Source organism: Brachybacterium massiliense (assembly GCF_900184245.1).
Lineage (GTDB): Bacteria > Actinomycetota > Actinomycetes > Actinomycetales > Dermabacteraceae > Brachybacterium > Brachybacterium massiliense.
Window position 1 is genome coordinate 203,737 of the sequence record NZ_FXXB01000005.1, and the last position, 25,046, is coordinate 228,782.

Consider the following 25,046-nt stretch of genomic DNA (forward strand, 5'->3'; position numbering starts at 1 on the left):
ATGGGCAGATGCCCAGCACGAGTGACCGCGCTCAGGACCCCCGCCCGGCACGGACCAGAGCGGCGATCTTCACCGCCGCCCGTGACCTCACCTCCGCCGACGGAGAGGTCACCGTCAATGCGCTCGCGAAACGGGCCGGGGTCAGCCGAGCCGCCTTCTACAGCCACTTCTCCGGTCTCGACGACCTGATGGGCGCGATGCTCCAGCAGATGTTCGACGCCGCCTGGGAACGGGGCGGCCTGTTCGCCGCGCAGGGGTACGGCCTCCACGAGGCGGTGCGGTTCGGCTTCGGGATGTTCGCGGCCTACGTCGAGCGCCACCACACCTTCCTCCGCGGAGCGCTGGACTGGAAGTTCTCCCACCGCACGTACATGATCCTCGTCGACACGTTGACGCGTCTCCACGGCGAGGCGCTGGCCCGTCTGGGCGATCAGGTCCCGGCCCGCCTGCAGGGCGAATCGGCCGGCCGCAGCATCGCCGGGTCGGCCCTCGCACTGGCCGCGCAGTGGCTGGTCGAGACCGAGCAGCAGTCCCTCGAGGGCCAGGAGCTCGACGCCACGGAGCTGCTCGAGAAGATCCTGCTGTTCGCCCCCGGTTGGTACACGGGACTCGGCCCGGAGGATCCGATCCCCGCCTCCGAGGTCCTCGCGATGTGCCGTGCCCACTCCTCGGAGGGCACGGCCGAGGCCTGAGCGCGGGCCCGTCGGGCGCGGCGCTGCGGGCTCAGCCCCGCGGGCCGGCTCAGCAGTCGCTCACCAGGCGCAGCAGCACGCGCGCACCGAAGCGCACCGCCTCGACCGGCACCCGTTCGTCCACACCGTGGAACAGCGGGGCGAAGTCGAGATCGGGCGGCAGCTGCAGCGGTGCGAACCCGTACCCGGTGATCCCCAGTGCGCTCAACGGCTTGTTGTCCGTCCCGGCGCTCAGGCAGTAGGGGAGCACCCGCGAGCCCGGATCCTCCGCCTGGATCGCCGCGGTCATCGCCTCCACCAGCGGGCCCTCGCGCGGGGAGTCCACCGAGACGCCGATGTGGTCCATGATCACCTCGACGTGCTCCCCGGTGAGCTCGTCCAGCAGCTCCAGCAGCTGCTCCTGGTGCCCGGGCAGGAAGCGGCAGTCGATGCCGGCCTCGGCCGTCTGCGGGATGACGTTGACCTTGTAGCCGCTCGAGAGCATCGTCAGGTTCGCCGAGTCCCGCAGCGTGCCGGTGACGAAGTGGCGGGCCCCGCCGGTCAGCGGCAGGAAGGAGGCGATGTCCTCCTCGTCCCAGCCCTGCCCGGTGATCTCGGTGATCCCGTCGAACAGGGCGCGTACGCTCGCGATGAACTCGACGGGGAACTCGTGCTCGTCGATCGCGGTGATCGCCCGGGCCAGGCGCACGATCGCGTTCTCGTCGTTGGGGACCGAGCCGTGCCCGGCCCGGCCGTGGGCGCGCAGGCGCCCCCAGGCGATCCCCTTCTCGGCGGTCTGCACCAGGTAGGCGCGCACGTCCTTCCCGGTGTCCTTCTCCGGCAGGGTGATCGAGTAGCCGCCCACCTCGCTGATCGCCTCGGTCATGCCGTCGAACAGCTCGGGATGGTTCTCCACCAGCCACTGCGCGCCCCAGACGCTGCCGTTCTCCTCGTCGGCGAAGAAGGCGAACATCAGATCGCGCGGAGGGGTCTGCCCGGAGCGGGCGAGATGGCGGGCGATCGCGAGGATCATCCCCACCATGTCCTTCATGTCCACGGCGCCGCGGCCGTAGATCATCCCGTCGATGAGCTCCGCACCGAAGGGATCCACCGACCAGTCCTCCGCCTTCGCGGGGACCACGTCCAGGTGGCCGTGCAGGATCAGGCCGCCGCGGGAGCGATCCTCGCCCGGGATCGTGACCATCACGCTGGGACGGCCCGGCGCGGACTCGACCACGACCGGCTCGAGGCCCACCTCGCGCAGCAGGCCGACGACGTGCTCGGCGGCCTCGCTCTCGCCGTTGCCCCAGGTGGTGGGATCGTTGCCGCCGAAGTTGGTGGTGTCGATTCGGATCAGCTCACGGGTGAAGCGCACCGCCTCGTCCTGCAGCAGGGCGAGCTCATCGGCGGTGGGGGCGGCGATCGGCATACCGGGATCCTCCTGGGGGTCGGGTGCACTCACCGTACTCGGCGGGACCCGACCCCCGAAGGAGTGCTCAGCCTGCTGCGTTCGGCCTGCTGTGCTCAGCCCTCCAGGTGGGCGCGCATGAACCACTGGAACTTCTCGAGCTCCGCGGTCTGACCGATCAGCATGTCCTCGGTGATGGGGTCCAGCTCGCCGGCGAGGGTGATCGACTTGCGGTTGGAGGCGATCACGCCGTTGTAGACCTCGTCGAGCGCCTTGAGGTGCTCCTGCGCATCAGCCTTGCCGAGCGTGTAGTCGGACCAGCCGCGGTCCGAGACCAGGCGGCCAGGGGTGCCCACCGGGGAGGCGCCCAGCTGGGCGATCCGCTCGGCCAGGTCATCGGCGTAGCCGCGCACCAGCTCCACCTGGGGGTCGAGCATCTCGTGCACCGCGATGAAGCGGGAGCCGGTGACGTTCCAGTGCGCGTGCTTGAGGGTCAGGTGGAGGTCGTTCATCGCGTGGAGCCGGTCCTGCAGGGACTCCACCAGGCGCACGGAGTCGTCCGTGCCGAGTCCGGGAACGGTGTAGGCGAGGTCAGCCATGTCATCTCCTCTGTCGGGGTTCGGAAGTCTTGTCTCCAAGTCTCGTCCATCACAACGGACGAGGGAAGGAACTTGTTCCTGCAGGTCATGATCCCTCCCTCACGCAGGTGAGGCTCACCTGCATGGATGGCCGGTCCCTGCCCGGGCGCGGGCTCCAGTCGATCGATCGGTCGATCAGCCGCCTCCCCTCCGTACGATGGGGGCACCCGCCCCATCCCGCAGGAGGCTCCCGTGGTGCAGATCTTCACTCTCCGAGAGCGGCTGGCGATGCTGCCGGGCACGGTGCGACGCCGCGCCGCGTCCACGCAGGCGCGCCTGTCGGTGATCGCCGACGCCCGGGCCGTGGCCCCGGAGATCCCGCGCGATGCGGAGGCCGGGCATCTCGAGCGCGCGGCGCGCCGCCTGCTGCGCCGCGCCGCGCAGGACGAGTTCGCGCGCGAAGGCGTGACCCGCGTGAACCTCCCCGAGGAGGCGGGGCGGGCCGATCTGCGCCGCGCCGACGTGGCCGGGGATGCGAGCTTCCACGCCTTCGTCGAGGACGTGCTCAGCGCCGTCGACATCGCCCCCAGCCTGCTCGAACGCGACGACGCGGTGGACCTGCGCGCGGCGCGCGGCTCCTCCGATGCCTACGGGCTTTCCCCGGAGGTCGCCTCGGACCTCGCCTCCTATCTGCTCAGCCGGGCGTTCACGCTGCACGACGGCACCGGCGCGGAGGCGGACGCATCCGATGCGCTCGAGGCCTACCTGGCGGAGCAGGCGGCGCTGATCCGGCAGGACATACGCGAGGCGCTGGTGCGCCAGGTGCGGGTGCCGCTCGAGCTGCAGGTGGCCCGCGAACGGCACGAGCGCATCGAGGCCCTCGGCCCGGGGGCGGGCTTCCTCCCGGACGCCGACGGCGCAGGGCCGGCGGACGCCGAGGACTCCCACTTCCCGCAGCGCGCCCGCGCGGCCTTCGAGTTCGCGCAGAACGAGGCCGGGCGCGCCGCCTTCGGCGCGCTGCGCACCGGGGCAGCGAAGGCCTACGAGCGGTACGGCATCCCGCGCAACCCGCCCCCGCCGCCGCGCTGAGCCGAGCCGGTCGGGAGAACATCGCGGCGCCGCCCCCGCAGAGGGAACGGCGCCGCGGCGCAGGAGAGACGAAGGGGGCCGACGCTCAGGCGCCCGCCTTCTCCGCCAGCTGACGCTTGATCCGGGCGAGCATGCCCGCCATCCCGTTCAGCCGCAGCGGGCTGACCACCTCGGCCAGCCCCAGCTCTCCGGTGACCGTCTCGGGGGTGTCGAGCACCTCGCCGACGGTGCGCCCGTCGAGCGCCTCCGCGAGGATCGAGGCGAAGCCGCGGGTCGTCGGCGCCTCCGGCGGGGCGGAGAAGAACAGCCGCGCCGTCGCCTCCCGGCCGCTGCCCTCCACCTCCGTGATCAGGAAGATCGGGGACTGGCACTCGGGCACGGGCTCGAGCAGCTCCGGATGCTCGGCGTAGCGCTCGGGCAGCGCGGGCAGATCGTTCGCGAAGTCCAGCAGCAGCTGCAGCCGGTCCCGGCCGGTCAGGGCGTGGAAGTCGTCGGCGATCTCGGCGAAGGCGCCGGGCAGTGCGTCGCTCATCGTGCGGGGACCTCGCCCGGCTCGGTGCCATGGGTGATCGGCAGGCGCACGCCGTTGCCCCACTCGGTCCACGAGCCGTCGTAGTTGCGCACGCTCTCGAAGCCCAGCAGGTAGGTCAGCACGAACCAGGTGTGCGCCGAGCGCTCGCCGATGCGGCAGTACACGATCGTGGGGGTCTGGGGCTCGAAGCCGAGCTCGCCGCGGTAGATCTCCTCGAGCTCCGCACGGGACTTGAAGCGGCCATCCTCGGCGGCGGCGCGGGCCCACGGCACCGACCGCGCGGTGGGGATGTGCCCGCCGCGCACGGTGCCCTCCTGCGGGTAGTCCGGCATGTGGGTGCGCTCGCCGGAGTACTCCTGCGGGGAGCGCACGTCGATCAGCGGACCGCCCAGGAAGTCGAGCACGTCCTCGCGGTAGGCGCGGATCGGGGCATCCTTCCGCTTCACCACCGGGTAGCCGGTGGTGGCGGCGGGGCGGCCCTCGTCGGAGGTGGTCATCTCGCGGCCCTCCGCCTGCCAGGCGGCGCGGCCGCCGTCGAGCAGGCGCACGTCCTGGTGGCCGAAGAGCTCGAACACCCACAGCGCATAGGCCGCCCACCAGTTCGACTTGTCGCCGTAGAGCACCACGGTGGTCTCACGCGTGATGCCGGAGGCGTCCATGAGCTTCGCGAAGCCCTCGCCGTCGACGTAGTCGCGGGTGACGGGATCGTTGAGGTCCAGGTGCCAGTCGATCTTCACCGCGCCGGGGATGTGCCCGGTCTCGTACAGCAGCACGTCCTCATCGGACTCGACCACGACCAGGTTCTCCGGACGGCCTGCGGCGAGCTGATCGGCGAGCCACTGCGTGGTCACGAGCTTCTCGGGGCGGGCGTACTCCTGCAGCGCAGGGGTGGGGTCAGCAGGAACGGTCATCAGTTCACCTTTCGACGGTCGATGGCTCGCGAGGATGCCCCCAGTCTGTCACCGCGGCGTGCGGCGTGGCATCCGGGAGACTTCGCCCTGGGCGGACAGTCGTGTCGCCTTCCGCTGGACCCTCGCGGCTCCTACGGTGAGCACATGGAGAACATGGAGCAGGAACCCGCGATCCCCGTCCTCGATGTGACCGTTCTCGATTGCCCCGACGCGCTGCAGCTCGCGACCTTCTACGCCCAGCTCCTGGGCTGGCGCCTCGAGGAGGGGAGCGACGCCGACTGGGCCGAGCTGCTCCCTCCGGGAGGACGGGTCTCGGCCGGCGAGCCCGGCGGACAGGCTTCCCTCGCCTTCCAGCGGATCGACGACTACCAGCGTCCCACCTGGCCCGATGGCGAGCACCCCCAGCAGTTCCACCTCGACTTCTCGGTCACGGACATCGACGCCGCCGAACCGCGCGCCCTCGCGCTCGGTGCGATCGTGCACGAGCACCAGCCCTCCGCCTCGGGCAGCTTCCGGGTGTACGTCGATCCGGCCGGTCACCCGTTCTGCTTCTGCCGCTCAGCCTGAGCGTGAGGCCCTGGCACAGGCGGCGCCGGGTCGAGCATGAACAGATCCCGGCGACCTGTTCGGGCAGCGTTCACCGCTCCGTCCCTGGCCCGTGACCAGCACCTCCTAGCGTGGGAGCGCTTCCACCAGCGCCCCTGACGAGGAGTTTCCATGACCGACGCCGCCCAGCTCGTACGCCCCGCACCTGCCGTCGACGGCGAGCGCCGGCGCCTCGTGGTGCTCTCGATCGACGCGATGAGCGATGTCGACGTGCCCTTCGCCCGCACCCTGCCGCACTTCGCCCGCATCCTCGACGGGGCCTGGGGCAGCGCCCAGGCGATCTACCCGACCGTCACCTACCCCAACCACACCTCCCAGACCACCGGCCGCACCGCGGCGGGCCACGGCATCTACGCCAACGAGAAGGTCTCCCCGGGCGTGCGCCTGCCGAGCTGGTTCTGGGACGCGCGCGACATCGCGTGCCCGACGATCTTCGATCTCGCGAAGGAGAAGGGGCTGACCAGCGCGTCCGTGGGCTGGCCGGTGACGGGCTGGTCCCCGTCGATCGACATCGCCGTGCCCGAGATCTGGGACCGCGCCGGTCTCGAGCAGACCCTCGCGATCCTGCGCGAGGCCTCCTCGCCGCGCGGCCTGGAATACGTGGACCGTCACGCGCACGAGATCAGCTGGACGAAGAAGCACGTCTTCGGCCGCTTCAACACCTCCGTCGCCACCGACATCATCCGCACCGAGACGCCCGACGTGCTGTTCGTGCACCTGGTGGACGTGGACTCCGCCCGCCACTCCACCGGCCGCTTCACCCCCGAGGTGAAGCAGGCCTTCGAGCGGGTCGACGGGTGGATCGGCGAGATCCTCACCGCCCTCGAGGACGCCGGCATCGCCGAGGAGACCAACGTCGCGATCGTCTCCGATCACGGCCACGTCGAGGTGGGGCGCTGCTTCCGCGCCAACCGCGTGCTGGTCGAGAACGGGCTGGTGCGCCTGGACGAGGCCGGCGAGGTGAGCAGCTGGGACGCCTGGGTGCACGGCTGCGGCCTCACCGGGCAGCTGCATCTGCACCCCGAGGCGGACGACGCCGCGCGCGAGAAGGTGCTCGCGGTGGTCCAGGAATGGGTCGAGGATCCCGAGGTGCCCGTCGCGGCCTTCCACCCGCTCGCGGACATGCGCGAGGACTACGGCTACTCCGGTCCCTTCCTCGGCGTGCTCGAGGGCACCAGCGGCACCAACTTCCAGAACCTCTGGGAGGGCCGCTCGCTCTACGGCCGCTTCGACGAGGACTACACCTTCCTGATCTCCCAGCACGGACACCTGCCCGAGCAGGACATCCAGGCCGTGTTCGCGATGACCGGGCCCGACATCGCCCAGGGCGTACGCTTCACCGGTTGCACCGTCTCCGACGAGGCGGTCACCTTCGCGCACCTTCTGGGCCTCGAGCTGCCCGACGCCGACGGCGCCGTGGTCAGCGAGACGCTCCGGGTGCCGGCTCAGCTCGCGTAGGCCGCGAAGGACTCGCGGATCCGGTCCGGGGTCGCGCCGTCGGCGAGCAGCACCTGCAGCAGCAGGCGTGCCTTCGCCGGCGGCAGGACCCCGGCCATCCCCGCGCCCGCCTCGAGCAGGTCCACCTCGCTGCCCGGATAGGCATAGTGGTGGGTCGAGGTGCCGCCCGCGGCGATGCGGGTCGCGACCACCACAGGGATGCCCTCTCCGAGGAGGCGGCGCAGGCGCGGCATCGCGGCGGGGGAGACGTGCCCCATCCCGACCCCGGCGATGACCACTCCCGCCAGGTGCTCGGGGCCCAGGGCGTCGAGCAGGGCGAAGTCCTCGTCGAGCCCCGCGGTGAGCAGCGGGACCGGCGCGAAGCGCTCCGGCAGCGAGCCCGCCTGCGGTGCAGGTCGGGGCAGGGGACGGTGCAGCAGCCGCACCTGGCCCGCATCGATCATGCCCACCGCCCCGGACGGCGCCGAGGCGAAGGCCGAGACCGAGCGGGAGGACGCCTTGGTGACCTGGTCCGCGAGGTGGACCTCTCCGTCGAACACCACCAGCACGCCCAGCCCCCGGGCCGACGGGGAGACCGCCGCGTGCACGGCGCCCGCGAGGTTCGCGGGCCCGTCGGCGCCCAGCGCGCTCGCCGGACGCATCGCGCCGGTCACCACGAGCGGCGCCTGCCGGTCCCAGAACCGGTTCAGCAGGAACGCCGTCTCCTCGAGGGTGTCGGTGCCGTGGGTGAGCACCACCCCGTCGGCACCCTCATCGACCGCCGCGCGGGCCTGCTCGAGCACCTCGCGCAGGTGGTGGGGCCGCACATCGGAGGAGGAGATGTTCGCGATCCCCCGGGCGGTGAGCTCCACCCCGTCCACGAGGGTGGCGTGCAGGCGCTCCGCGGCGGCGGCGTCCGGCACCGCGTGGCCATCGCCCGAGCCCTGGGCCATGAAGATGGTGCCGCCCAGGGTCAGCAGGGTGACGGCGGGCACCGCCTCGGACGTGCCGGTCACGACAGCTCCGGCTCCTCGCCGAGGTAGAAAGCGGCCGTGCGCAGGGACGCCTTGCGGGCCGGCTTCCTGCTCTCGCCCGCGGCGACATGCGCCTCGGACCAGGCCTCGGCCGTGGCGTGGGTGAACTCCTCGCCCTCGGCGGAGCCGGCGAAGTCGCCGAGGCGTCGGATCAGATCCGCGGCCGGGTCCTCGAGGTGAAGGGCGAGGGCGTAGAGCGCGGCGTCCCAGCCGCAGCCCGTCGCCGCGGGACCGAAGGTCTTCCAGTGCGCATCGGTGGGGACGGTGTGGCGCAGCGTGAAGCGGGAGGCGTCCTCGACGGGCTCGACCAGCAGTTCCATCTCGCTGCGGCTGCCGCCCTGGTTCCAGCTCAGCTGCAGGCTGCGCGGCTCCTCGACGGCGAGCACCTCGCCGCGGGTCTCCATGTCCGGCAGCTCGAAGCGGCCGCCCTGCACCACCTCACCGGTGGCACGGCCGAACCATGCCTCCAGGTGCGAGCCGATCGTGAGCGCGGACCACAGCTCCTCGGGATGCACGGGGAAGGTCTGCTCGAGCGCCACGGCGGCGCGGTCATGGGTGAGGGTGACGGTGCGGGTGACGTCGGTCAGCTGGGCGGCAGGAGAGGCGGTCATGGGGCTCCTTCGGAGGCGGGGTGATGGCACCACTGTGTCAGGTGGGAGCGCCGTCAGGTGGGATCGCTGCGGCGCAGCCGCACGATCACCTCGGCGTGCTGGGTGTGGGGGAACATGTCCACGAAGCGCCCCGCGGTGATCCGCAGGGAGGGCATCGAGGCCAGATCCGTCGCGAGGGTCGCGGGGTTGCAGCTGGAGTAGAGGACATCGCGCACCCCGGAGCCCTCGAGCCAGGTGGCCAGGCGCTCGCCGAGCCCGCGACGGGGCGGGTTCACGATCACGATCTCGGGCGGGCCCTCGGCGCCCGCGGCCTCCTCGATCGCCCAGCTGGTCGCATCCGCGGCGAGGAAGCGCGCCTCGAGATGCTGGGCCGCAGCGGCCTCGCGAGCCCCGTCGATGGCCTCCGGGGAGACCTCCACTCCGGTGACCTGCGCGGTGGGTGCGGCCAGCGCCGCATGCAGCGCGAAACCGCCCAGCCCGCAGTAGAGGTCCCACAGCCGCGGAGCACCGCCCTGCTCGGCGACGATCTCCGCGACCCAGGACGCGGCCTGGCGGTACAGCTGACCGGCCACCTCGGTGTGGGTCTGCAGGAAGGAGCGGGGACGGGCGAACAGGGGCACGTCCCCGGTGCGCACCGCGATCGAGGCGGCCCCGGCCAGCGGGATCTCGTGATCTCCCTCGACGGCGGTGGTGTGCTCGGGGTGGATGTTCGCCGAGACCGAGACCACCGAGGGATGGGCTGCGAGCAGGGCGGGCAGGTGCTCGCGCACCCGGTCCAGCGCCTTCTCGCTGCGCAGCACCAGACGGAGCACATGCTCCCCGTCAGGTGAGGCGGTGACCAGCACGTTCTTGATCTCACCGCGGCGGCGGGCGACGTCATACGGGGGCACCTGCGCTCGACGGATCAGCGCCTTCGCACCCTCGAGCACGGACTCGACGCCCGGCGGGTAGAGCGGGCAGCCGCACAGATCGGCGCCCGCGGCCTGGCCGGGAAGGGTGAGCCGCGGCTCCTGCGCGGTACCGGCCACGGCCATCTTGCCGCGTGCACGGAACCCGGACTCCGCACCGACGAGCGGCGCTGACCATTCCGCGCCCGGGGCGAGGAAGGGCTCCAGCAGCTGCTCGATGCGCGCACGGCCCTCGGCGACCTGCCGGGGGCGGGGGAGGTCCAGCAGCGTGCAGGACCTGCACGCGCCGGAGTCGAAATGGTGGCACCGCACCCCAGGAGTCTACGAGGCCCGCACAGGCCGCGGCGCCGATGGCGTTCGTCTGTCGGACCCCGCCGTTAGCGTCGGCGGCGGAGGTGGAGAGCATGCATGTGCCGGAGGATCCCTGGGCCGTGACCTGGCGGGATCAGCTGATCGAGCTGGACCTGCCGGGCGTGGGCCCGATCACCGCGAGCGCGGCGCCGGCCCTGTTCGAGGACGAGCAGGGACTGGCGGCAGCGCACGAGGCCGAGGAGGAGGCGGAGCTCGAGCATCATCGACGCCAGCCCACCGGCCCGCCCGAGGCGGGGACGGTGCATGCCACGCTGCGGGATCGCCCGCCGCTCGAACTCGCCCACTCCTGGCTGGTGGTGCCCGCGCTCGGGCCGGTGCTGCCCACCCTCGCCCCCGAGGGGCCGATCATCGCGGATGTCAGCGGGGCGGTGGCCCCGTTCGAGGTGCGCACGGACAGGGATCCGGAGCTCTCCCGCCCGAGCCGCGAGGGCGTGCGGGCCGGCGCATTCGTCGAGGGAGCGCCGCAACGGGTGCGTCCCCCGGCGCGCAGCTGGTTCCGCCGTCCTGCCGTGGCCGGGGCGCTGCGCCGTCGCGGCGGACCGGTCGCGCTGGGAGCCCTCGTCGGCCCGCGGCGCGACTGGTTCGAACCGGCCGCCGCCGCACGGGAGGATCTCCTGGCCCCGCACCCGGATCAGGCGCTCGAGCGGGCGCTGCTGATCGCGGTCGAGCACGGGCAGGGCGCCGTGCTGAGGATCGGGCCCGGAGGCCTGGACGTGGTGCCCACGGGCTCCGATCCCCGGATCCCCGAGCTCGAGGGGATCGAGCTGCTGGTCACCGCCCGGCCGGCCCAGTGCCCCCTGCACGGGCGGGACGGGGAAGGCCCGTGCCGTCCTGTCGGCGGGCCGTGGATCCGCCGAGCCCATGCCGCGCAGGTGGACTGGGAGGCGCGCCGCTCCCAGGCGCTCTCCGTGCAGGGATGCGGGGTGTGCTTCGGGGAGGCGCTGCCGCCCGAACCGGATCAGCCGCAGGTGCCGCGGCTCGCGCCGAGGACCCCCGTCGTCGAGATCGACCGGCTCCACCTGCGCGACGGCGAGGTGGTGCGCATCGATCCGATCGCGCCGCCGCGCTGAGGCGGGATGCTCGGGTGTGCTGGGATCAGGCGAACCACTCGGTGGGCGGGCCCAGCGACAGCATCACCGCGAACACCACCGACACCCCCACGATCGTCAGCAGCGCCGCGGGGAGCGGATGGCGCAGCGCGAGCGCCACCACCTTCTGCGGTGCGGAGGCCGGCTCCTCCTCACGCAGGCGCCACGACTGGCCGAGCAGGCCCCTGCGCAGCGCCGAGCGCTCGAAGGGCACCGTGAGATACGGGATCACCGCAGAGCCGATCCCCAGCAACAGATCCTTCAGGATCCAGCGCTGATCCACTGCCACCAGCACCGTCACGGCGACGTAGGCGATGAAGGTGAAGCCGTGCAGCCCGCCGCCGATCCGCACCAGCAGCTCGGTGGACTGCAGCACGTACTTCAGGAACATGCCGGCCAGCAGCAGGGTCCAGGTGACGACCTCGGCCAGGGCGAGCACTCGATACAGACGAGAGGGGGTGGAGAGCAGGCGCATGGGCACGATGGTGCCAGGCGGTGCTCGACGGACGCTGGGTGCACGGGCCGACGAAAGACGTCACCGCCGGTGGACCATCAGAGGTGACCAGCCGGCGTGGGCACGCTCACACTGGAGCCATGACGACGCACACCATCCCCGGACAGCTGTTCCTGCTCCTGACCAACGATGCGGGCCGTCAGGACTCCACCTCGTACCGTCGCCAGGCGCTCGCCGCCGCGGCGATCACCGAGCTGATGCTCTACGAGCGCCTCACCCTCACCGAGGAGCGCTCCCCGAAGATCACCGTGCGGGACCGCACCCCGCTGGACCTGCCGGTGCTCGACCAGGCGCTCGGCGCGCTCGAGGAGCTGCAGGGCAAGGCGCTCGGCTCCGTGATCGGGCACCGGTCGATGGATCTCACCGAGGTGATCGGGGAGGGCTTCGCGGCCGTCGGGGCGGTGCAGCGCAAGGACGGCTGGTTCACCACCAGCTGGCCCACCCACGACGACACCTACGAGACCTCCCTGCGCGCCCGGATCGCGGGCGCCGTGCGCGACCCGGGCACCGCGAGCCTGCAGGACCGGATCCTGCTGGACCTGCTGCGCGCCCTCGGCATCGCGCACCGCATCCTCCGCGACGACCTGCCCGAGCTCTCCCGCAGGGAGCTCGATCAGCGGATCAGGGCGCTCGAGGTCCAGCATCCCGCCGCTCGCGCCGTGAAGAAGCTGATGGACGACATGACCGCGGTGATGATCACGACCTCCGTGGCGACCTGAGCGCACCCCGCGTGGTCCGCGCGGTGGCCGGAGCGGTCCACGGATCCTCCGGCCAGGGATGCTTCGGGTAACGGCCCCGCATCTCCTTGCGCACCTCCCGATACGGCCCGTCCCAGAAGGAGCGCAGGTCATCGGTGATCGCGAGCGGCCGACGGGCCGGAGAGAGCAGATGGAACAGCACCGGTACCCTGCCCTGCACCAGGCGCGGGGTCTCGGCCAGGCCGAACAGCTCCTGCAGCTTGACCGCCACCACCGGCCGGCCGTCCTCCGCACCGGGGACGGGATACTCGATCCGGGCGGTGCCGCCCGAGGGCACCGCGAGGCGCTGCGGCACCAGCTCCTCGAGCGCGGCCGCCTCCGGCCAGGGCAGCAGCAGGCGCAGCCCCGCGGTCACGTCGATCCGGTCCAGGCGCGTGGTGCGCGCCGAGAGCTGCGGGGCCAGCCACGTTTCCGCCTCTTCCAGCAGCGTTGCCTCGTCCATCGCCGGCCAGGGCGCCCCGAGCTCGCGATGCACCAGGGCCAGACGTGCCCGCAGCTCCCGGGCGGCATCGTGCATGCCGAGCGCCTCGAGCCCGCGCTCGCGCACATGGGAGAGCACGGCGGGCACGGTGTCCTCCGCGGTCGCCGCGACGGGGGTGGAGGTGAGCTCGATCGCGCCGAGCGCCCTGCGCTCCCGGGCCCGCACCGTCCCGTCCTCGAGCACGGCGGTGCGGCCCTGCACCATCAGGCCCGCCCCGCAGCGCAGCGCATCCTCCTCATGCAGCGGGGCCGCGGCACGGATCACCGCTCCCGTGCCGTCGGCCGCGCGGCCCGCTGCCCGCTGCACCTCCCAGACCGTCAGCCACTGCTGCCCTAGCAGACCGCTGCCCTCGGGCAGGGCGGCGCGGGTGCCGGAGGCCAGCAGGTAGGTGCGGGAGCCCTGCGCGGTGCGGCGCGCGATCCGCTCCGGCCGGGCCAGCGCGAGCACGGCCCCGGCCTGCTCGGCAGGATCATCGGCCCGGATCGCGGTGCCCTGCTGCGCGGCACCGGGGGAGCCGGGCCCGCCGTGCCCACCGTGAGTGCCGTCGGAAGCGACGTCGGCGGCGATGCGGGTCAGCCGTGACACCTCCCGCCGCCAGCGGTCCGCACCGGGCGCCCGGGAGGAGCGCAGATCGGCGAGCAGGCGGGGCAGGTCCGCGCCGGTGGGCCGGTGATCATCGGAGACCGCGGCGACCACCTCGGCCGCGCGGCGGGCGCCGTCACCGCCGGGCAGGCTGCGGGCCCCGTCCCGCAGCGCCCGCGCCTCCCGCACCCCCACCGGCATCCGCGCCACCTGCGTGCCCAGCGCGGTGGGCAGTCCCTGCCCGTCCACCAGCTCCATGGCCTGCAGCGATCGCTCGGCCGCTGTGATCTCCGTGCGCGGTGGCGGGGTGAGCAGCGCGAGACCCTCCCCGCGGGGTGTGCCCCAGCAGGCCAGCCACAGCGCCGCATCGGTGAGATCCGCGCTGCTGATCTCCGGCGGGGACTGGGCGGGCATCCCGGCCAGATCCGCCTCGGCGAACACCCGCACCGCCCGGCCCGGGCCGAGCCGTGCCGCACGACCGGCCCGTTGCTCCGCCGCCGCCCGTGATGCGCTCACCGTGACCAGGCCCGACATGTCCCGCCCGCGGTCTCGCCGCACCTCGCGGGACAGGCCCGCATCGATCACCAGATGCACCCCGGGCACGGTCAGCGAGCTCTCCGCGATCGCGGTGGAGACCACGATCCGGGGGCGCTCGCCGGGACGTCGGCCGCCAGTGGCCCGATCCTGCGCGGCCGCGGGCAGCCGGCCGTGCAGGGCCAGCACCTCGATCTCGTCCCCGACCAGGCCCTGCAGGCGGGAGACCACCTCGTCGACCTCCCGCGCGCCGGGCAGGAACACCAGCGCATCGCTGTCCCCGGCGGCCTGCCGCGCCGCCGCCGCGGTGCGCGCGAGGTGATCGAGGTGCTCGCGGGTCACGCCGCGGGCATCCAGACGGGGCGCCCGGGAGGGGGAGTGCTCGATGGTCAGCGGGTGCAGGGGACTGGGCACGTCCACGATCGCGGCGTCCTCGAGCACGGCGGCGACCGCCTGCGCATCGAGCGTCGCGGACATCGCCCCCACCACCAGGTCCTCGCGCAGCTGGCGGGCCTCGGCGAGCATACCCAGCAGCAGGTCCGTCTCGAGCGACCGCTCATGGACCTCGTCCAGCAGCACCGCCCCGACCCCGTCGAGCCCGGGGTCGGCCAGCAGCCGGCGCAGCAGCACGCCTGGCGTCAGCATCTCCACGCGGGTGTCCGCGCTCATCTCGCGCTGGCCGCGCACGGTGAACCCGACCGGGCCGCCCAGGCGCGAACCGTCCAGGGCCGCGATCCGACGGGCCGCCGCCCGCACCGCCACCCGGCGCGGCTGGGTGACCAGGGTGAGGCCGGTGACCTGGTTCGCGACCAGCGGCGGCAGCAGCGTCGTCTTGCCGGTGCCGGGCGGCGCGGTGACCACCAGCGCTCCGCTGTGCACCGCCGCCTCGAGCTCGCTGCGCGAAGCGGCAACGGGCAGGCCCGCCCCGATGGCATCCAGGTCGAAGCGGTGGGCAGAGCTCATCACCCCATCATCGCGCACCCGCGCACGGGCCCGAGGCGACTGTTCCGCACTCCGCCATCCCCCCGGCACGACGCGTTCACCCGTCGGCGGATTCCGTTCACCCGTCGGTGATGGAGTCGGCCCATCCCCGCCCCGGTGGGCACAGCAGTCATGCCCGCCGGCTCATCCCGCCACTCCCGTCTGGAGATCCCATGCCTCCTCTCATCCCTGCCGTGAGCGCCTCCTCGCCGGACCTGAGCCGCACGCGCCGCCTCGGCGCGCTGGCTGCGACCTGCGCGCTCGCCGCCCCGCTCGGCGCTGTGGCCGTGCTCGGCACCGCCGGCCCCGCCCACGCCGCCCCGACCGATGTCGCGATCTCGGAGGTGCAGTCCGACGGCGACGTCGACTGGGTCGAGCTGACCAACACCGGCACCGAGGCCGTGGACCTCTCCGGCTGGTACCTCAAGGATGATGACGACGCCCGCGACTGGACCGTCCCCGCCGGCACCGTGATCGCCCCCGGCGAGCACCTCGTGATCGAGCACGAGGACGCCGGCACCGGCGGCTTCGACTTCGGCCTGGGCAACGGCGACCAGGTGCGCCTGTTCCTCGAGGACAACGCCACCCTGATCGACGGCATCACCTACGACCAGCACCCGCTGACCAGCTGGATCGTGGTCGACGGAGAGGTGGTGCTCTCCGCCGAGGAGACCAAGGGCGCCCCCAACTCCGGGGTGTACGTGCCGCCTCCGCCCGCCGAGGAGCACGCGGACGCGGATGCGCTGCGCCTCTCGGAGGTCTCCTCCGACAACCCGATCGGCGAGGACTGGGTGGAGATCCTCAACGTCTCCGACCGCCCGATCGAGCTGGCCGGCTGGTACCTGCTGGACAACAAGGACACCGAGACCCCCGCCGAGCTGCCCGCAGGCGAGCTCGCCCCCGGCGAGCGGATCGTCCTCGCCGGCGACGCGGGCCTCGGCTTCGGCCTCGGCAAGGGCGCCCCCGCCCGCCTCTTCGCCCCTAACGGTTACCTGGTCGATTCGGTGACCTGGACCGAGGGTGAGCATGCGACCCCGTCGTGGCAGCGCGCCGAGTTCCCCGACGGCGAGTTCGCCCCCAGCTACGTCGCCACCCAGGGCGAGGCCAACATCCTCGGCCCCGTGATCATCCACGAGACCAACTCCCAGGGCGATGACTTCGTGGAGCTGAAGAACTTCTCCGACGCCGCCGTGGACCTCTCCGGCTACCGGATCCTCGACTCCGAGGACGACCACGTCCACACCCTCCCCGCCGGCACCACCCTCGGTGCGGGTGAGCTGCTGCTGATCACCGGCGGCGACCAGGGCGACCTCGGCTACGGTCTGGGCGGCAACGACGAGGTGCGCCTGTTCGACGCCTCCGGCCTGCTGCTGGGCAGGACCGCCTGGGAGGGCCACCGGAACCCCTCCAACGCGTTCTGCGGCGACGTCCACACCGGCACCTACGTCGAGTCCGGCTCGGCCACCCCCGGCGAGGAGAACGACTGCGCCACGGTCGAGGCCCCGGCCGGCCTCGAGCTGCCCACCACCGGCCCGGCGACCGTCGCCGATGAGGCGGCCGAGTTCGGCGAGGACCTCTCGGGCCTGGACCTGCAGACCCTCGAGGACGGCTCCCAGGTGCTGTGGGGCGTGAACAACGACGCCGGCCAGATCTCGCGGCTGGTCCAGAACGCCGAGGGCACCTGGGTGCAGTCGGAGGGATGGCCCACCGGTGGCCAGTTCACCCGCTTCGCCGACGGCACCGGCACCCCCGACGGCGAGGGCATCTCGGTGGGCCTGGACGGCCGGATCTACCTTGCGGTGGAGCGTGACAACTCCGCCTCCGGCACCTCCCGCAACACTGTGCTCGCCGTCGACACCTCCTCCGGCGCCTCCGAGCTGGTGGCCGCGGCGGAGTGGAACCTGACCCCCCTGCTGCCCGCGACCGGCGCGAACTCCGGCCTCGAGGGCATCGAGATCGTCCCCGCGAGCGCCTTCGCCCACCTCGGCGCGGAGGTCCCGGCCGCCGAGGCCTACGCCTTCGTGGTGCTCGAGGCCACCGGAGACGTCTACGCCGTGGCCCTGCAGACGGGCGGCGAGGCGCAGGTGGTCGCCACCATGCCCTCCCCGCTGCCCGGCTTGATGGCGCTGGACTTCGACACCGCCACGAACACCCTGTGGGCCTTCGCCGATGACGCCCATGATGGGCAGTCGGTGCGCTACGACCTCTCCGCCGAGACGGTCACCGCCTCCGAGCTGAACGCGGCGCCGACGGGCCTGCCGGGCGTGGCCAACGAGGGCGTGGCCCTCGAGCCCACGGAACTCTGCGCCGACGGCGTTCGCCAGGCCTGGTTCTCCGATGACAACGACACCGACGGTCACGCCCTGCGCGGCATCGAGCTCGTGGTCCCCGCCTGCGACGGCGGGGTCGATGAGGAGGACGGCACCGGCGGCGGCGAGGACGAGCCCGGCGAGGACGATCCCGGCCAGGAGGACGGCACCGGTGAGGACGACGCTGTCGAGGACGGCACCGGTGAGGGCGACCAGGCCGCTCCCGCGCCGTCCGACGGCGGGGGCGCCGGTGACGACGCCACGGGCTCCAGCACCGGCGCCGGCACGGGCTCCGGCGGTGCCGGGGACTCCCGCGGCGCGCAGAGCTCGTCCGGCACCGCGGGTCAGGGCTCCCTGGCCCGCACCGGCGCCGAGGTGATCGGCCTGCTCGCCGCCGCGGCGGCCGCGGTCACCGGCGGGGCATGGATGGTGCGTCGCTCCCGCGAGGCCTGATCCGCCCCTCCCCGGCGCGATCCGCGCCGACAGAGGAGTGCGATCCGCGCTGACAGAGGAGCGCGACCCGCACTGACAGACGAGAGGGGCCCGGCTGATGCCGGGCCCCTCCGCTGTTATGGATCAGTCGATGCGGATCAGTCGATCAGGTCGAACTCCACCTGCTCGCTGTCCTCGCACACGCTGGTCACCGAGATCGTCCACAGGTCGATCGTGGTGGTCTCGCCGAGGGTGAGCGGCTCGACCTCACGGGGCATGCCCTCGCCGAGGGTGGCGGTCAGCTGCGCCTCCGCGCCGTCGATGCCGGTGACCTCGATGGTCAGCGTCTCCCCGGCGCGCTCGGGAAGGTCGGGGGTCGCGGTGCCGCCCACCTCCGCGAAGTAGGCGCCCTCACCGGAGCACGGGTCCGGGGCCTCGAAGTCGTCGGGCGCGGGGGTGGCGGGGTAGGGGTCCTGCGGCACGCCGGCCACGGACTGCCCGCCGCCGTCGGAGGGCTCGGCGGCCTCGGAGGCGCCGCCGCCGTCGGAGGCCGCGGAGGAGGAGGTGGTGGCCTCCGGGGCGGGGTCCTCACCACCGCATCCGGCGGCGAGCAGGGTCAGGGCCAGCATCACGCCGACGAGGCGGGCTGCGGAGGGGCGGGATGGAGCGGTGCGAGCGGACACGGGTTCCTCACGGCTGGAAGCGTCGACGACGAACGCCACGCTAGCGGACCGCCCGCTCGTGCCACCATCTGTGGGTACCGATCGGCGGCGAGGAGAGGAGAAGCGATGAGCGCAGGGCGTGCTCCGCGGCCCACCCCGAAGGCGATGGGAGGGCGCACCGATCCCGCGAAGCGGGTCCGTCCGGTGGACTGGTCCGCCGTACCCCGTCGGCCTGCGCCGGAGCCCGCATCTCGCCCCGACGAGGAGGACTCGAGCCCCTCGGCGCGGCTTCCGCGCCGCCGGCCCCGCACGCTCGAGCTGCCGCGTCCGCTGCCCGCCGCGCCCGAGGACGCCGTGCACACGCTCAGCGCCGAGGACCCGCGGCCCCTGCCGCGCCCGCTGCGCATTCGTGACGAGGACCTGCGCACCGTGGGCGTGCGCGGCACGAGCACCGAGCAGATCGTGCAGACGGTCGCCGATCCCGAGGACGCCTGGACCGCGGATGCCGGGGTGAGCGACCACTTCCTGCGCGGCGCGCTGGTGGCGCAGGTCAGGCGTGCGGACAACACCGTGATCGGCCTGTTCTCCCGCGGCTACGCGCTGTCGGTACGGCCGGAGGAGTACGAGCCGGCGCTCGATGTCGCCGAGGACGCGGCCGGGCCGAGCGCCCGCGGCGGTCAGGGCACCCGCCATCCCACCTCGCGCCGGGAGCTGCTGCGCCGCATGGAGGGCGCGGGATTCGTGGTGACCCCCGGCGCGACGCACGGCCGGGTCACCCATCCGGAGCATCCGGGGCTCGTGCTGCCCTTCGCCTCGACCCCCTCGGATCGGCGCTTCACGCGGCATGCGGTGGCGCAGATCCGGCGTGTGTTCGGTATCGATCTGCGGCGCTGAGCGCGTCAGTGCGCCGTCGGCCCCCTTGCCGCGGTGCGGAGCGCGCCTGCGCAGAAAAGTGCCCCGGCCCGTCCCCACGGGCCGGGGCCATCCCTTCCCCCGCGTCCCGGATCAGTGGAGCCCGCTTCCTCCTCAGTCGGCGGGTCCTCCGGTGACGCGTTGAGAACAGTGAACATGCCCTGTCAGAAGAACCGCTGTGGCGAGGCTGGTCTTTCCCTGAACGTGGCGTCCTGCCTGCGACGACGAATCCAGGGCCGGCAGGATCAGCGTGCTGACCGAGCGGTCGCTCATCCCACCGGGAAGGTCATCTCCTGACCGTCGGTGCCGACGTCGTCGGTGTAGCTGACCGAGGCGAGCTCCGTGTCCTCGGGGACGTCCGCATAGAGCAGGGCGGTGGCCTCCTCGCCGGGGGTGACCTGCGGCCCCGTGGTGGAGAAGGAGGCGTAGCGCATGGTGTGCTGCCCGCCGTCGGCGTCGTAGAAGCGGAAGCTCTCGCCGGAGAGCCCGATGTCCTGCGAGCCGTTGTTCGTCAGCGTCACCGCCACGCCCACGAACTTCCCCTTCTGGGTCTCGAGCACCTCGTCGTCGTTCGTCTCCAACGTGGTGCCCTCCTCGGGCGCGGAGACATGGATCGTGAACGAGGATCCCTGGTCGCCGCCGGTCTCGGAGGTCGGATCATCGTCAGGATCCTCGCTCGGCGTCTTGATGGGCGCATCAGAGGTGGGGTCCTCCTCAGGATCGTCCGAGTGAGGATCCTCCGAGCGGGAGTCGCTCGTGGTGGGATCGTCGGTGGGATCCGCGGTGGTGTCACCGCTGGAGAACAGCCACAGCCCGGCGCCGACGACGGCGATCAGGAGGGTCGCCAGCAGAAGGCACCCGCAGGCGACGCCGACGTACAGGCCGGTCCGACTCTTCTGCGGCGGGGCCGGCGGCCTCTGCGGCGGTCCGGCCGGCATTCCGTAGGGGGTGCTCATGGTGTTCCTCCGCGTGGATCCTCTGCTCGTCCCACCACGCTATGCGCCCTCGCCGGTGCTGGCGATGGGGAGAACTCCCCCGACATCTGCCCAGTTCCTGCCATACTGTCCGACACCCGGGCCTCCCGCCGCAGCGGGAGAGCCGGAACGAGCGTCGCTCCGCACGACCTGTCGCATCACGAGGAGACTGGACATTGCTGACGAAACTCCATGACGCGCTGCGTCTGCGCACTTCCCCGGTGATCTTCTTCGGCTCGGCGGCGATCATCATCGCCTTCGTGGTCGCCACGATCGCCTTCACCGAGCCGATGGGGAAGGCGACCGACACCGCCTCCCAGTGGCTGATGACCAACCTCGGCTGGTTCTACATCCTCGGCGTCACCGTGTTCCTGGCCTTCCTGCTGTTCATCGCGGCGGGACGTTTCGGCCGCGTGAAGCTGGGCCCGGACGATGAGCCGCCCGAGCACTCCGGCGGCGCCTGGTTCGCGATGCTCTTCGCGGCCGGCATCGGCTCGATCCTGATGTTCTGGGGCGTCGCCGAGCCGGTCAGCCACTTCGGCGACCCACCGCGCGCGAGCGAGCTCGGCATCGAGGCCGGCACCGTGGAGGCGGCGCGCGACGCCATGAACTTCACGTACTACCACTTCACGCTGCACACCTGGACGATCTTCGCGCTCCCCGCGCTGTGCTTCGCCTACTTCATCCACAAGCGGAACCTGCCGCCGCGCGTCAGCTCGATCTTCCAGCCGCTGCTGGGCGAGGGCATCCACGGCCCCATCGGCAAGACGATCGACATCATCGCCATCATCGGCACCATCTTCGGCATCGCCGTCTCGGTGGGCCTGGGCACGCTGCAGATCAACGGCGGCCTGAACCAGCTGTTCGGGATCCCCGAGAACGCGGGCTGGAACCTCATCATCATCGGCGTGGTGTGCGGGCTCGCCCTGATCTCGGTCTCGGCCGGCCTGGAGAAGGGCATCAAGCTGCTCTCCAACTTCAACATCGTGGTGGCCGTGCTGCTGATGATCTTCGTGCTGGTCGCCGGCGGATCGACCCTGTACATCCTCAAGGGCACCTTCGAGTCCTTCGGCAACTACCTGGTGGCGCTGCCCGAGCTGGCACTGTGGAACGACACCTTCGCCGACACCGGCTGGCAGAACACCTGGACGGTCTTCTACTGGGCCTGGACCATCACCTGGTCGCCCTTCGTGGGCATCTTCATCGCCCGCATCTCCCGTGGCCGCACCGTGCGCCAGTTCGTCTCCGGCGTGCTCGCGGTGCCGGCGGGCTTCTCCGTGATCTGGTTCGGCGTGTTCGGCTACGCGAGCTTCGACATCGAGCTGCGCGGCGAGGGCGGACTGGTCGAGCGCGTGGTCGAGGAGGGCGACATCCCGGGTGCGCTGTTCGGCCTGCTGGACAACTATCCCGCGGCCTTCTTCGTCTCAGCGGTCGCCATCGTCCTGGTGATCATCTTCTTCGTGACCTCGGTGGACTCCGCCGCCCTGATCACGGATTCGATGGCCAACGGCCACGAGGACTTCAACCCGCTCGGCCAACGCATCTTCTGGGGAGTGGCGATCGCGCTGGTCACCGCGGCGCTGCTGGTGTTCTCCGGCTCCGACGGCCTCACGGCGCTGCAGTCCACGATCATCCTGGTGGGCCTGCCGTTCTTCGTGATGGGCTGGTTCCAGATGTACGCGCTGCTGCGCGCGCTCAAGGAGGACGCCGGCGAGCTGCCGCCCATCCGCACCCGCGAGTGGGCCCAGGTGCTGCCGCCCGAGGAGTACGAGCGCCGCGAGGAGGACGAGGAGTACGACGCCGACGACTACGTGGTCGAGCCGACCTTCACCACCGAGGTGCCGGTGCTCACCGATCCCTACGAGGAGATCGCGGACGTCGACCTGGACTACCAGCCGGAGCAGGGCACCCTGCCCTCCCGCACCGGCAGCTCCAAGGCGGATCTGCCTGAGGGAGGCCGCAACCAGTCCCACTGACCCGTCCCGAACGGGGCAGGACGGACAGAAGGGCCGACGCCCGCGGAAGCGGTGCGTCGGCCCTTCTGCGTCGGCCCCGCGGAGTGAGGCGGCGAGCCTCAGGCGGGATCGACCTGATGCGCCTCGCCGCGGCGGCGGTAGTACACCGCCAGCACCGCGCCGGAGAGGTTGTGCCAGATCGAGAAGATCGCGGCCGGCAGCACCGCCGCAGGTGCGAAGGCGCTCGCGGCGAGCGTCGCGGCCAGGCCCGAGTTCTGCATCCCCACCTCGATCGAGGTGGTGCGCGCGGCGCGCTCGCCCTGGCGCAGCAGACGCGCCACCCAGTAGCCCAGCAGGTAGCCGATTGCGTTGTGCAGCACCACGGCCAGCAGCACCAGCGCACCGGCGGAGACGATCGCCTCGGTCGAGCCGCTGACCACCGCGATCACCACCAGCGAGATGCCGGCGACGCTCACCCACGGCAGTGCCGGCAGGATGCGGTCCACAAGGCGCCCGGCGAGCAGGCGGATCACCAGGCCGCCGATCACCGGGATCAGCACCATCTGCACGATCGACATCGCCATCGAGCCCGCATCCACAGGGAGGTAGGAGCCGGCGAGCCACAGCGTCAGCAGCGGGGTCAGCAGCGGGGCCAGCAGGGTCGAGATCGAGGTCATCGTCACCGACAGTGCGGTGTCCGCCTTGGCCAGGTAGCTGATCACGTTCGAGCTGGTGCCGCCCGGCGCCGAGCCCACCAGGATCACGCCCACCGCGAGCTCGGGCGGGAGCTGCAGCAGCACCGCGACGCCGAGGCCCACCAGCGGCATGATCACGTACTGCGCGACCACGCCGATCAGGATCGGCAGCGGCCTGCACGCCACCAGCGCGAAGTCCGGGATGGTGAGAGTCAGGCCCATCGCGAACATGATGATGCCCAGGTAGATGCTGGTGAACTGCGCGAGGGACTGGCCGACGCTGGGCACGAAGAAGCCGAACGCCGCGACGGCGAGGATCAGGACGGGGAACACGGTCACCGCGACGCGCGCGGAGCGGTCCTCGGAGGTGCGGGCGGCCGACGGAGCGGCGCCGCGCACGTCCTCAGGAGCGGGGGAGGGAGTGGCCATACCCCCATCGTGCCGAGCTATGAGATGGGCGTCCGGGATGTGGACGCACTGTCCCGTTGGCGGGCCGGGACCGGCCAGGCGTGGACCGGCTCCCCGGTGTCCACCGCCGCGCGGTAGAGCCGGGTCATCTCGGCCAGAGCCTCCGGACGGCTGGCCCCGCGCAGCTCGAGCGAGGTGACGGTGTCGATCTGCCAGCGGGCGCCGTTGCGGCCGGTGCGGGCGCGCTCGGTGAGGATGCCGCAGTAGTGGGCGGTGACGTCCTCGTCGGCCCCGAGCGCCGCCAGCCCCTCCATGGCCTGGGGGATCAGCTGCTCCAGCAGCAGATCCGCCACCCGCACCCGCCCGATCCTGGGCCACTGCACCCGGGCCTCGAGGCCCCAGCGGGCGCACTGCTGGAACGTCTCGGCCGCCTGCTCGAAGCTCATCCTCGACCACAGCGGGCGCCGCTCGTGGACCAGCGAATGCAGGATCCCGTAGAAGAACGCGGCGTTCGCGGCCATGTCCGCGGGCGAGGGCCCGGCCGGCAGCAGCCTGTTCTCGAGCCGCAGGTGCGGGACGTCGGTGCCGGGATCGTAGATCGGCCGGTTCCAGCGCCACACCGTGCCGTTGTGGAGCATCAGCTCATGCAGCCGCGGCGCCGACCCCTCGGTGAGCAACGGCTCCGCGGCCATCTCCCGCGACTCGGGGATCAGCGCGGGGAACAGGCGCACGTTCTCCTCGAAGAGGTCGAACATCGAGGTGATCCACCGCTCGCCGAACCACACCCGCGGCCGCACACCCTGCGCCGCGTACTCGGGCGGGCGGGTGTCCAGGGCCTGCACGAAGGTGGGCACGCGGGTCTCGTGCCACAGGCGGCGGCCCAGCAGGAAGGGGGAGTTCGCGGCCAGCGCCACCTGCGGCCCGGCGATCGCCTGAGCGGCGTTCCAGGTCGCGGCGAAATGCTCGGGCGGCACCTGGAGATGCAGCTGCATCGAGGTGCACGCGGACTCCGGCGCGATCGAGTCGAACAGCAGGTCCAGCCCCTTGCCCTCGCCCTCGATGCTGAGATGGATCTCCTCGCCGCGCGCCTCAAGCACGCTGTTCTGGAGCGCCTCGTAGCGGGCGCCGGGGGCACGCCACTCGTCGTCCGCGAACAGCTCCTCGTCCACGGTGGGCAAGTGGCCGATCGGCACCACCCGTGCGCCGCGTTCCTGCGCGGCGGCGTCGGCCCGGGCGATCTTCTCGCTCAACTCCTGCTCGAGCTCGCGCAGGCCGCCGCCCTGGGGGCGGGTCACCGGGAGGTTCGCCTCGAGGTTGAAGCGGCCGATCTCGTGGACGTAGTCCTCGTCATCCAGATCCTCGAGCAGGCGGTCCGCCAGCAGCGCCGGCGCCATGGTGTCCGTGCGGGCGAGGTTCATCTCGAGCTCGACGCCCACGGTGCCCTCGTCGATGAACTCCGCGGTGTCGAGGAAGGACTCGAACAGGTCCAGGTTGCGGCGAAGCTCCCGGCGGTAGTGCGTGCGCTGGGAGCGGGTGTACTCCGTGGTGCCGATCTCGCGTCCCATGGCGGTCCTCCGGGTGGTGAGGGGATGAGGTGCGCTCAT

At 72.3% G+C, this 25,046-nt stretch carries 22 protein-coding genes; 9 read left to right on the plus strand and 13 right to left on the minus strand.

What is annotated here, in order from left to right; translation table 11 throughout:
* The first annotated feature begins 8 nt into the window (after positions 1-8).
* On the plus strand, positions 9-692 hold the full coding sequence (locus BN4251_RS03900; protein ID WP_087483823.1) for a TetR/AcrR family transcriptional regulator: 684 nt from the start codon (positions 9-11) through the stop codon (positions 690-692).
* A 49-nt stretch (positions 693-741) separates the two neighbouring features.
* Here BN4251_RS03900 and BN4251_RS03905 read toward each other — a convergent pair whose 3' ends face one another.
* Complete coding sequence (locus BN4251_RS03905) at positions 742-2,100, minus strand: M20/M25/M40 family metallo-hydrolase (RefSeq protein WP_087483824.1); 1,359 nt, start codon at positions 2,098-2,100, stop codon at positions 742-744.
* Positions 2,101-2,195: 95 nt separating this feature from the next.
* The gene (gene dps, locus BN4251_RS03910) at positions 2,196-2,678 is read right to left on the minus strand and encodes a DNA starvation/stationary phase protection protein Dps (RefSeq protein WP_087483825.1); all 483 of its coding nucleotides are present in this window, start codon (positions 2,676-2,678) and stop codon (positions 2,196-2,198) included.
* A 231-nt stretch (positions 2,679-2,909) separates the two neighbouring features.
* Here dps and BN4251_RS03915 point away from each other — a divergent pair, with 231 nt between their 5' ends.
* Positions 2,910-3,746: a hypothetical protein gene (locus BN4251_RS03915; protein WP_087483826.1), complete on the plus strand. Its 837-nt coding sequence runs from the start codon at positions 2,910-2,912 to the stop codon at positions 3,744-3,746.
* Positions 3,747-3,831: 85 nt separating this feature from the next.
* On the opposite strand, the gene BN4251_RS03920 is transcribed toward BN4251_RS03915, so the two are convergent.
* Positions 3,832-4,278: a SufE family protein gene (locus BN4251_RS03920; protein ID WP_087483827.1), complete on the minus strand. Its 447-nt coding sequence runs from the start codon at positions 4,276-4,278 to the stop codon at positions 3,832-3,834.
* The gene (locus tag BN4251_RS03925) at positions 4,275-5,189 is read right to left on the minus strand and encodes a sulfurtransferase (protein ID WP_087483828.1); all 915 of its coding nucleotides are present in this window, start codon (positions 5,187-5,189) and stop codon (positions 4,275-4,277) included. The genes BN4251_RS03920 and BN4251_RS03925 overlap by 4 nt, the downstream gene beginning before the upstream one ends.
* Positions 5,190-5,333: 144 nt before the next feature.
* Between BN4251_RS03925 and BN4251_RS03930 the strand changes: the two genes are divergently transcribed.
* Together BN4251_RS03930 and BN4251_RS03935 are read left to right on the plus strand one after the other, a co-directional pair.
* Positions 5,334-5,756, plus strand: a complete 423-nt coding sequence (locus BN4251_RS03930; RefSeq protein ID WP_087483829.1) for a VOC family protein — start codon at positions 5,334-5,336, stop codon at positions 5,754-5,756.
* A 150-nt stretch (positions 5,757-5,906) separates the two neighbouring features.
* Positions 5,907-7,253, plus strand: a complete 1,347-nt coding sequence (locus tag BN4251_RS03935) for an alkaline phosphatase family protein (protein ID WP_087483830.1) — start codon at positions 5,907-5,909, stop codon at positions 7,251-7,253.
* Here the strand turns inward: BN4251_RS03935 and BN4251_RS03940 are convergent.
* The 3 genes from BN4251_RS03940 to BN4251_RS03950 are packed head-to-tail and all read right to left on the minus strand — an operon-like array spanning position 7,241 to position 10,097.
* Positions 7,241-8,248, minus strand: coding sequence for an asparaginase (locus BN4251_RS03940; RefSeq protein ID WP_245810185.1), 1,008 nt, complete (start codon positions 8,246-8,248; stop codon positions 7,241-7,243). The two genes, BN4251_RS03935 and BN4251_RS03940, sit on opposite strands and share 13 nt — an antisense overlap.
* Complete coding sequence (locus tag BN4251_RS03945; protein ID WP_087483831.1) at positions 8,245-8,877, minus strand: SRPBCC domain-containing protein; 633 nt, start codon at positions 8,875-8,877, stop codon at positions 8,245-8,247. The genes BN4251_RS03940 and BN4251_RS03945 overlap by 4 nt, the downstream gene beginning before the upstream one ends.
* Before the next feature lie 53 nt (positions 8,878-8,930).
* Positions 8,931-10,097, minus strand: a complete 1,167-nt coding sequence (locus BN4251_RS03950) for a methyltransferase domain-containing protein (RefSeq protein WP_087483832.1) — start codon at positions 10,095-10,097, stop codon at positions 8,931-8,933.
* A gap of 92 nt (positions 10,098-10,189) precedes the next feature.
* On the opposite strand from BN4251_RS03950, the gene BN4251_RS03955 reads away from it, so the two are divergent.
* On the plus strand, positions 10,190-11,227 hold the full coding sequence (locus BN4251_RS03955) for a hypothetical protein (RefSeq protein ID WP_087483833.1): 1,038 nt from the start codon (positions 10,190-10,192) through the stop codon (positions 11,225-11,227).
* A gap of 25 nt (positions 11,228-11,252) precedes the next feature.
* On the opposite strand, the gene BN4251_RS03960 is transcribed toward BN4251_RS03955, so the two are convergent.
* Complete coding sequence (locus BN4251_RS03960) at positions 11,253-11,720, minus strand: DUF3817 domain-containing protein (RefSeq protein WP_087483834.1); 468 nt, start codon at positions 11,718-11,720, stop codon at positions 11,253-11,255.
* A gap of 119 nt (positions 11,721-11,839) precedes the next feature.
* Between BN4251_RS03960 and BN4251_RS03965 the strand changes: the two genes are divergently transcribed.
* Positions 11,840-12,478 carry a GOLPH3/VPS74 family protein gene (locus BN4251_RS03965; RefSeq protein ID WP_087483835.1) on the plus strand — a complete coding sequence of 213 codons (639 nt, stop codon included), beginning with the start codon at positions 11,840-11,842 and terminating at the stop codon, positions 12,476-12,478.
* On the opposite strand, the gene hrpB is transcribed toward BN4251_RS03965, so the two are convergent.
* Complete coding sequence (gene hrpB, locus BN4251_RS03970) at positions 12,456-15,077, minus strand: ATP-dependent helicase HrpB (RefSeq protein WP_087483836.1); 2,622 nt, start codon at positions 15,075-15,077, stop codon at positions 12,456-12,458. The two genes, BN4251_RS03965 and hrpB, sit on opposite strands and share 23 nt — an antisense overlap.
* 212 nt (positions 15,078-15,289) lie before the next feature.
* Here hrpB and BN4251_RS18860 point away from each other — a divergent pair, with 212 nt between their 5' ends.
* Positions 15,290-17,857: a lamin tail domain-containing protein gene (locus tag BN4251_RS18860; RefSeq protein ID WP_170931818.1), complete on the plus strand. Its 2,568-nt coding sequence runs from the start codon at positions 15,290-15,292 to the stop codon at positions 17,855-17,857.
* Between the two features lie 137 nt (positions 17,858-17,994).
* Here the strand turns inward: BN4251_RS18860 and BN4251_RS03980 are convergent, their stop codons facing one another.
* Positions 17,995-18,519, minus strand: a complete 525-nt coding sequence (locus tag BN4251_RS03980; RefSeq protein ID WP_087483838.1) for a hypothetical protein — start codon at positions 18,517-18,519, stop codon at positions 17,995-17,997.
* 105 nt (positions 18,520-18,624) lie between these two features.
* Here BN4251_RS03980 and BN4251_RS03985 point away from each other — a divergent pair, with 105 nt between their 5' ends.
* A complete protein-coding gene (locus BN4251_RS03985) occupies positions 18,625-19,392 on the plus strand; it encodes a hypothetical protein (RefSeq protein WP_087483839.1) in 768 nt (255 codons plus the stop codon).
* A gap of 287 nt (positions 19,393-19,679) precedes the next feature.
* Here the strand turns inward: BN4251_RS03985 and BN4251_RS03990 are convergent, their stop codons facing one another.
* Positions 19,680-20,366, minus strand: a complete 687-nt coding sequence (locus BN4251_RS03990; protein ID WP_087483840.1) for a DUF4352 domain-containing protein — start codon at positions 20,364-20,366, stop codon at positions 19,680-19,682.
* A gap of 194 nt (positions 20,367-20,560) precedes the next feature.
* Here BN4251_RS03990 and BN4251_RS03995 point away from each other — a divergent pair, with 194 nt between their 5' ends.
* Positions 20,561-22,360 (plus strand): BCCT family transporter, encoded by a 1,800-nt coding sequence (locus BN4251_RS03995; protein WP_087483841.1) that lies wholly within the window; start codon positions 20,561-20,563, stop codon positions 22,358-22,360.
* 98 nt (positions 22,361-22,458) lie between these two features.
* Here the strand turns inward: BN4251_RS03995 and BN4251_RS04000 are convergent, their stop codons facing one another.
* On the minus strand, positions 22,459-23,463 hold the full coding sequence (locus tag BN4251_RS04000; protein ID WP_087483842.1) for a bile acid:sodium symporter family protein: 1,005 nt from the start codon (positions 23,461-23,463) through the stop codon (positions 22,459-22,461).
* A gap of 17 nt (positions 23,464-23,480) precedes the next feature.
* Entirely contained in the window at positions 23,481-25,007 is a 1,527-nt protein-coding gene (locus BN4251_RS04005) for a glutamate-cysteine ligase family protein (RefSeq protein ID WP_087483843.1), read from the minus strand.
* Positions 25,008-25,046 lie beyond the last annotated feature (39 nt).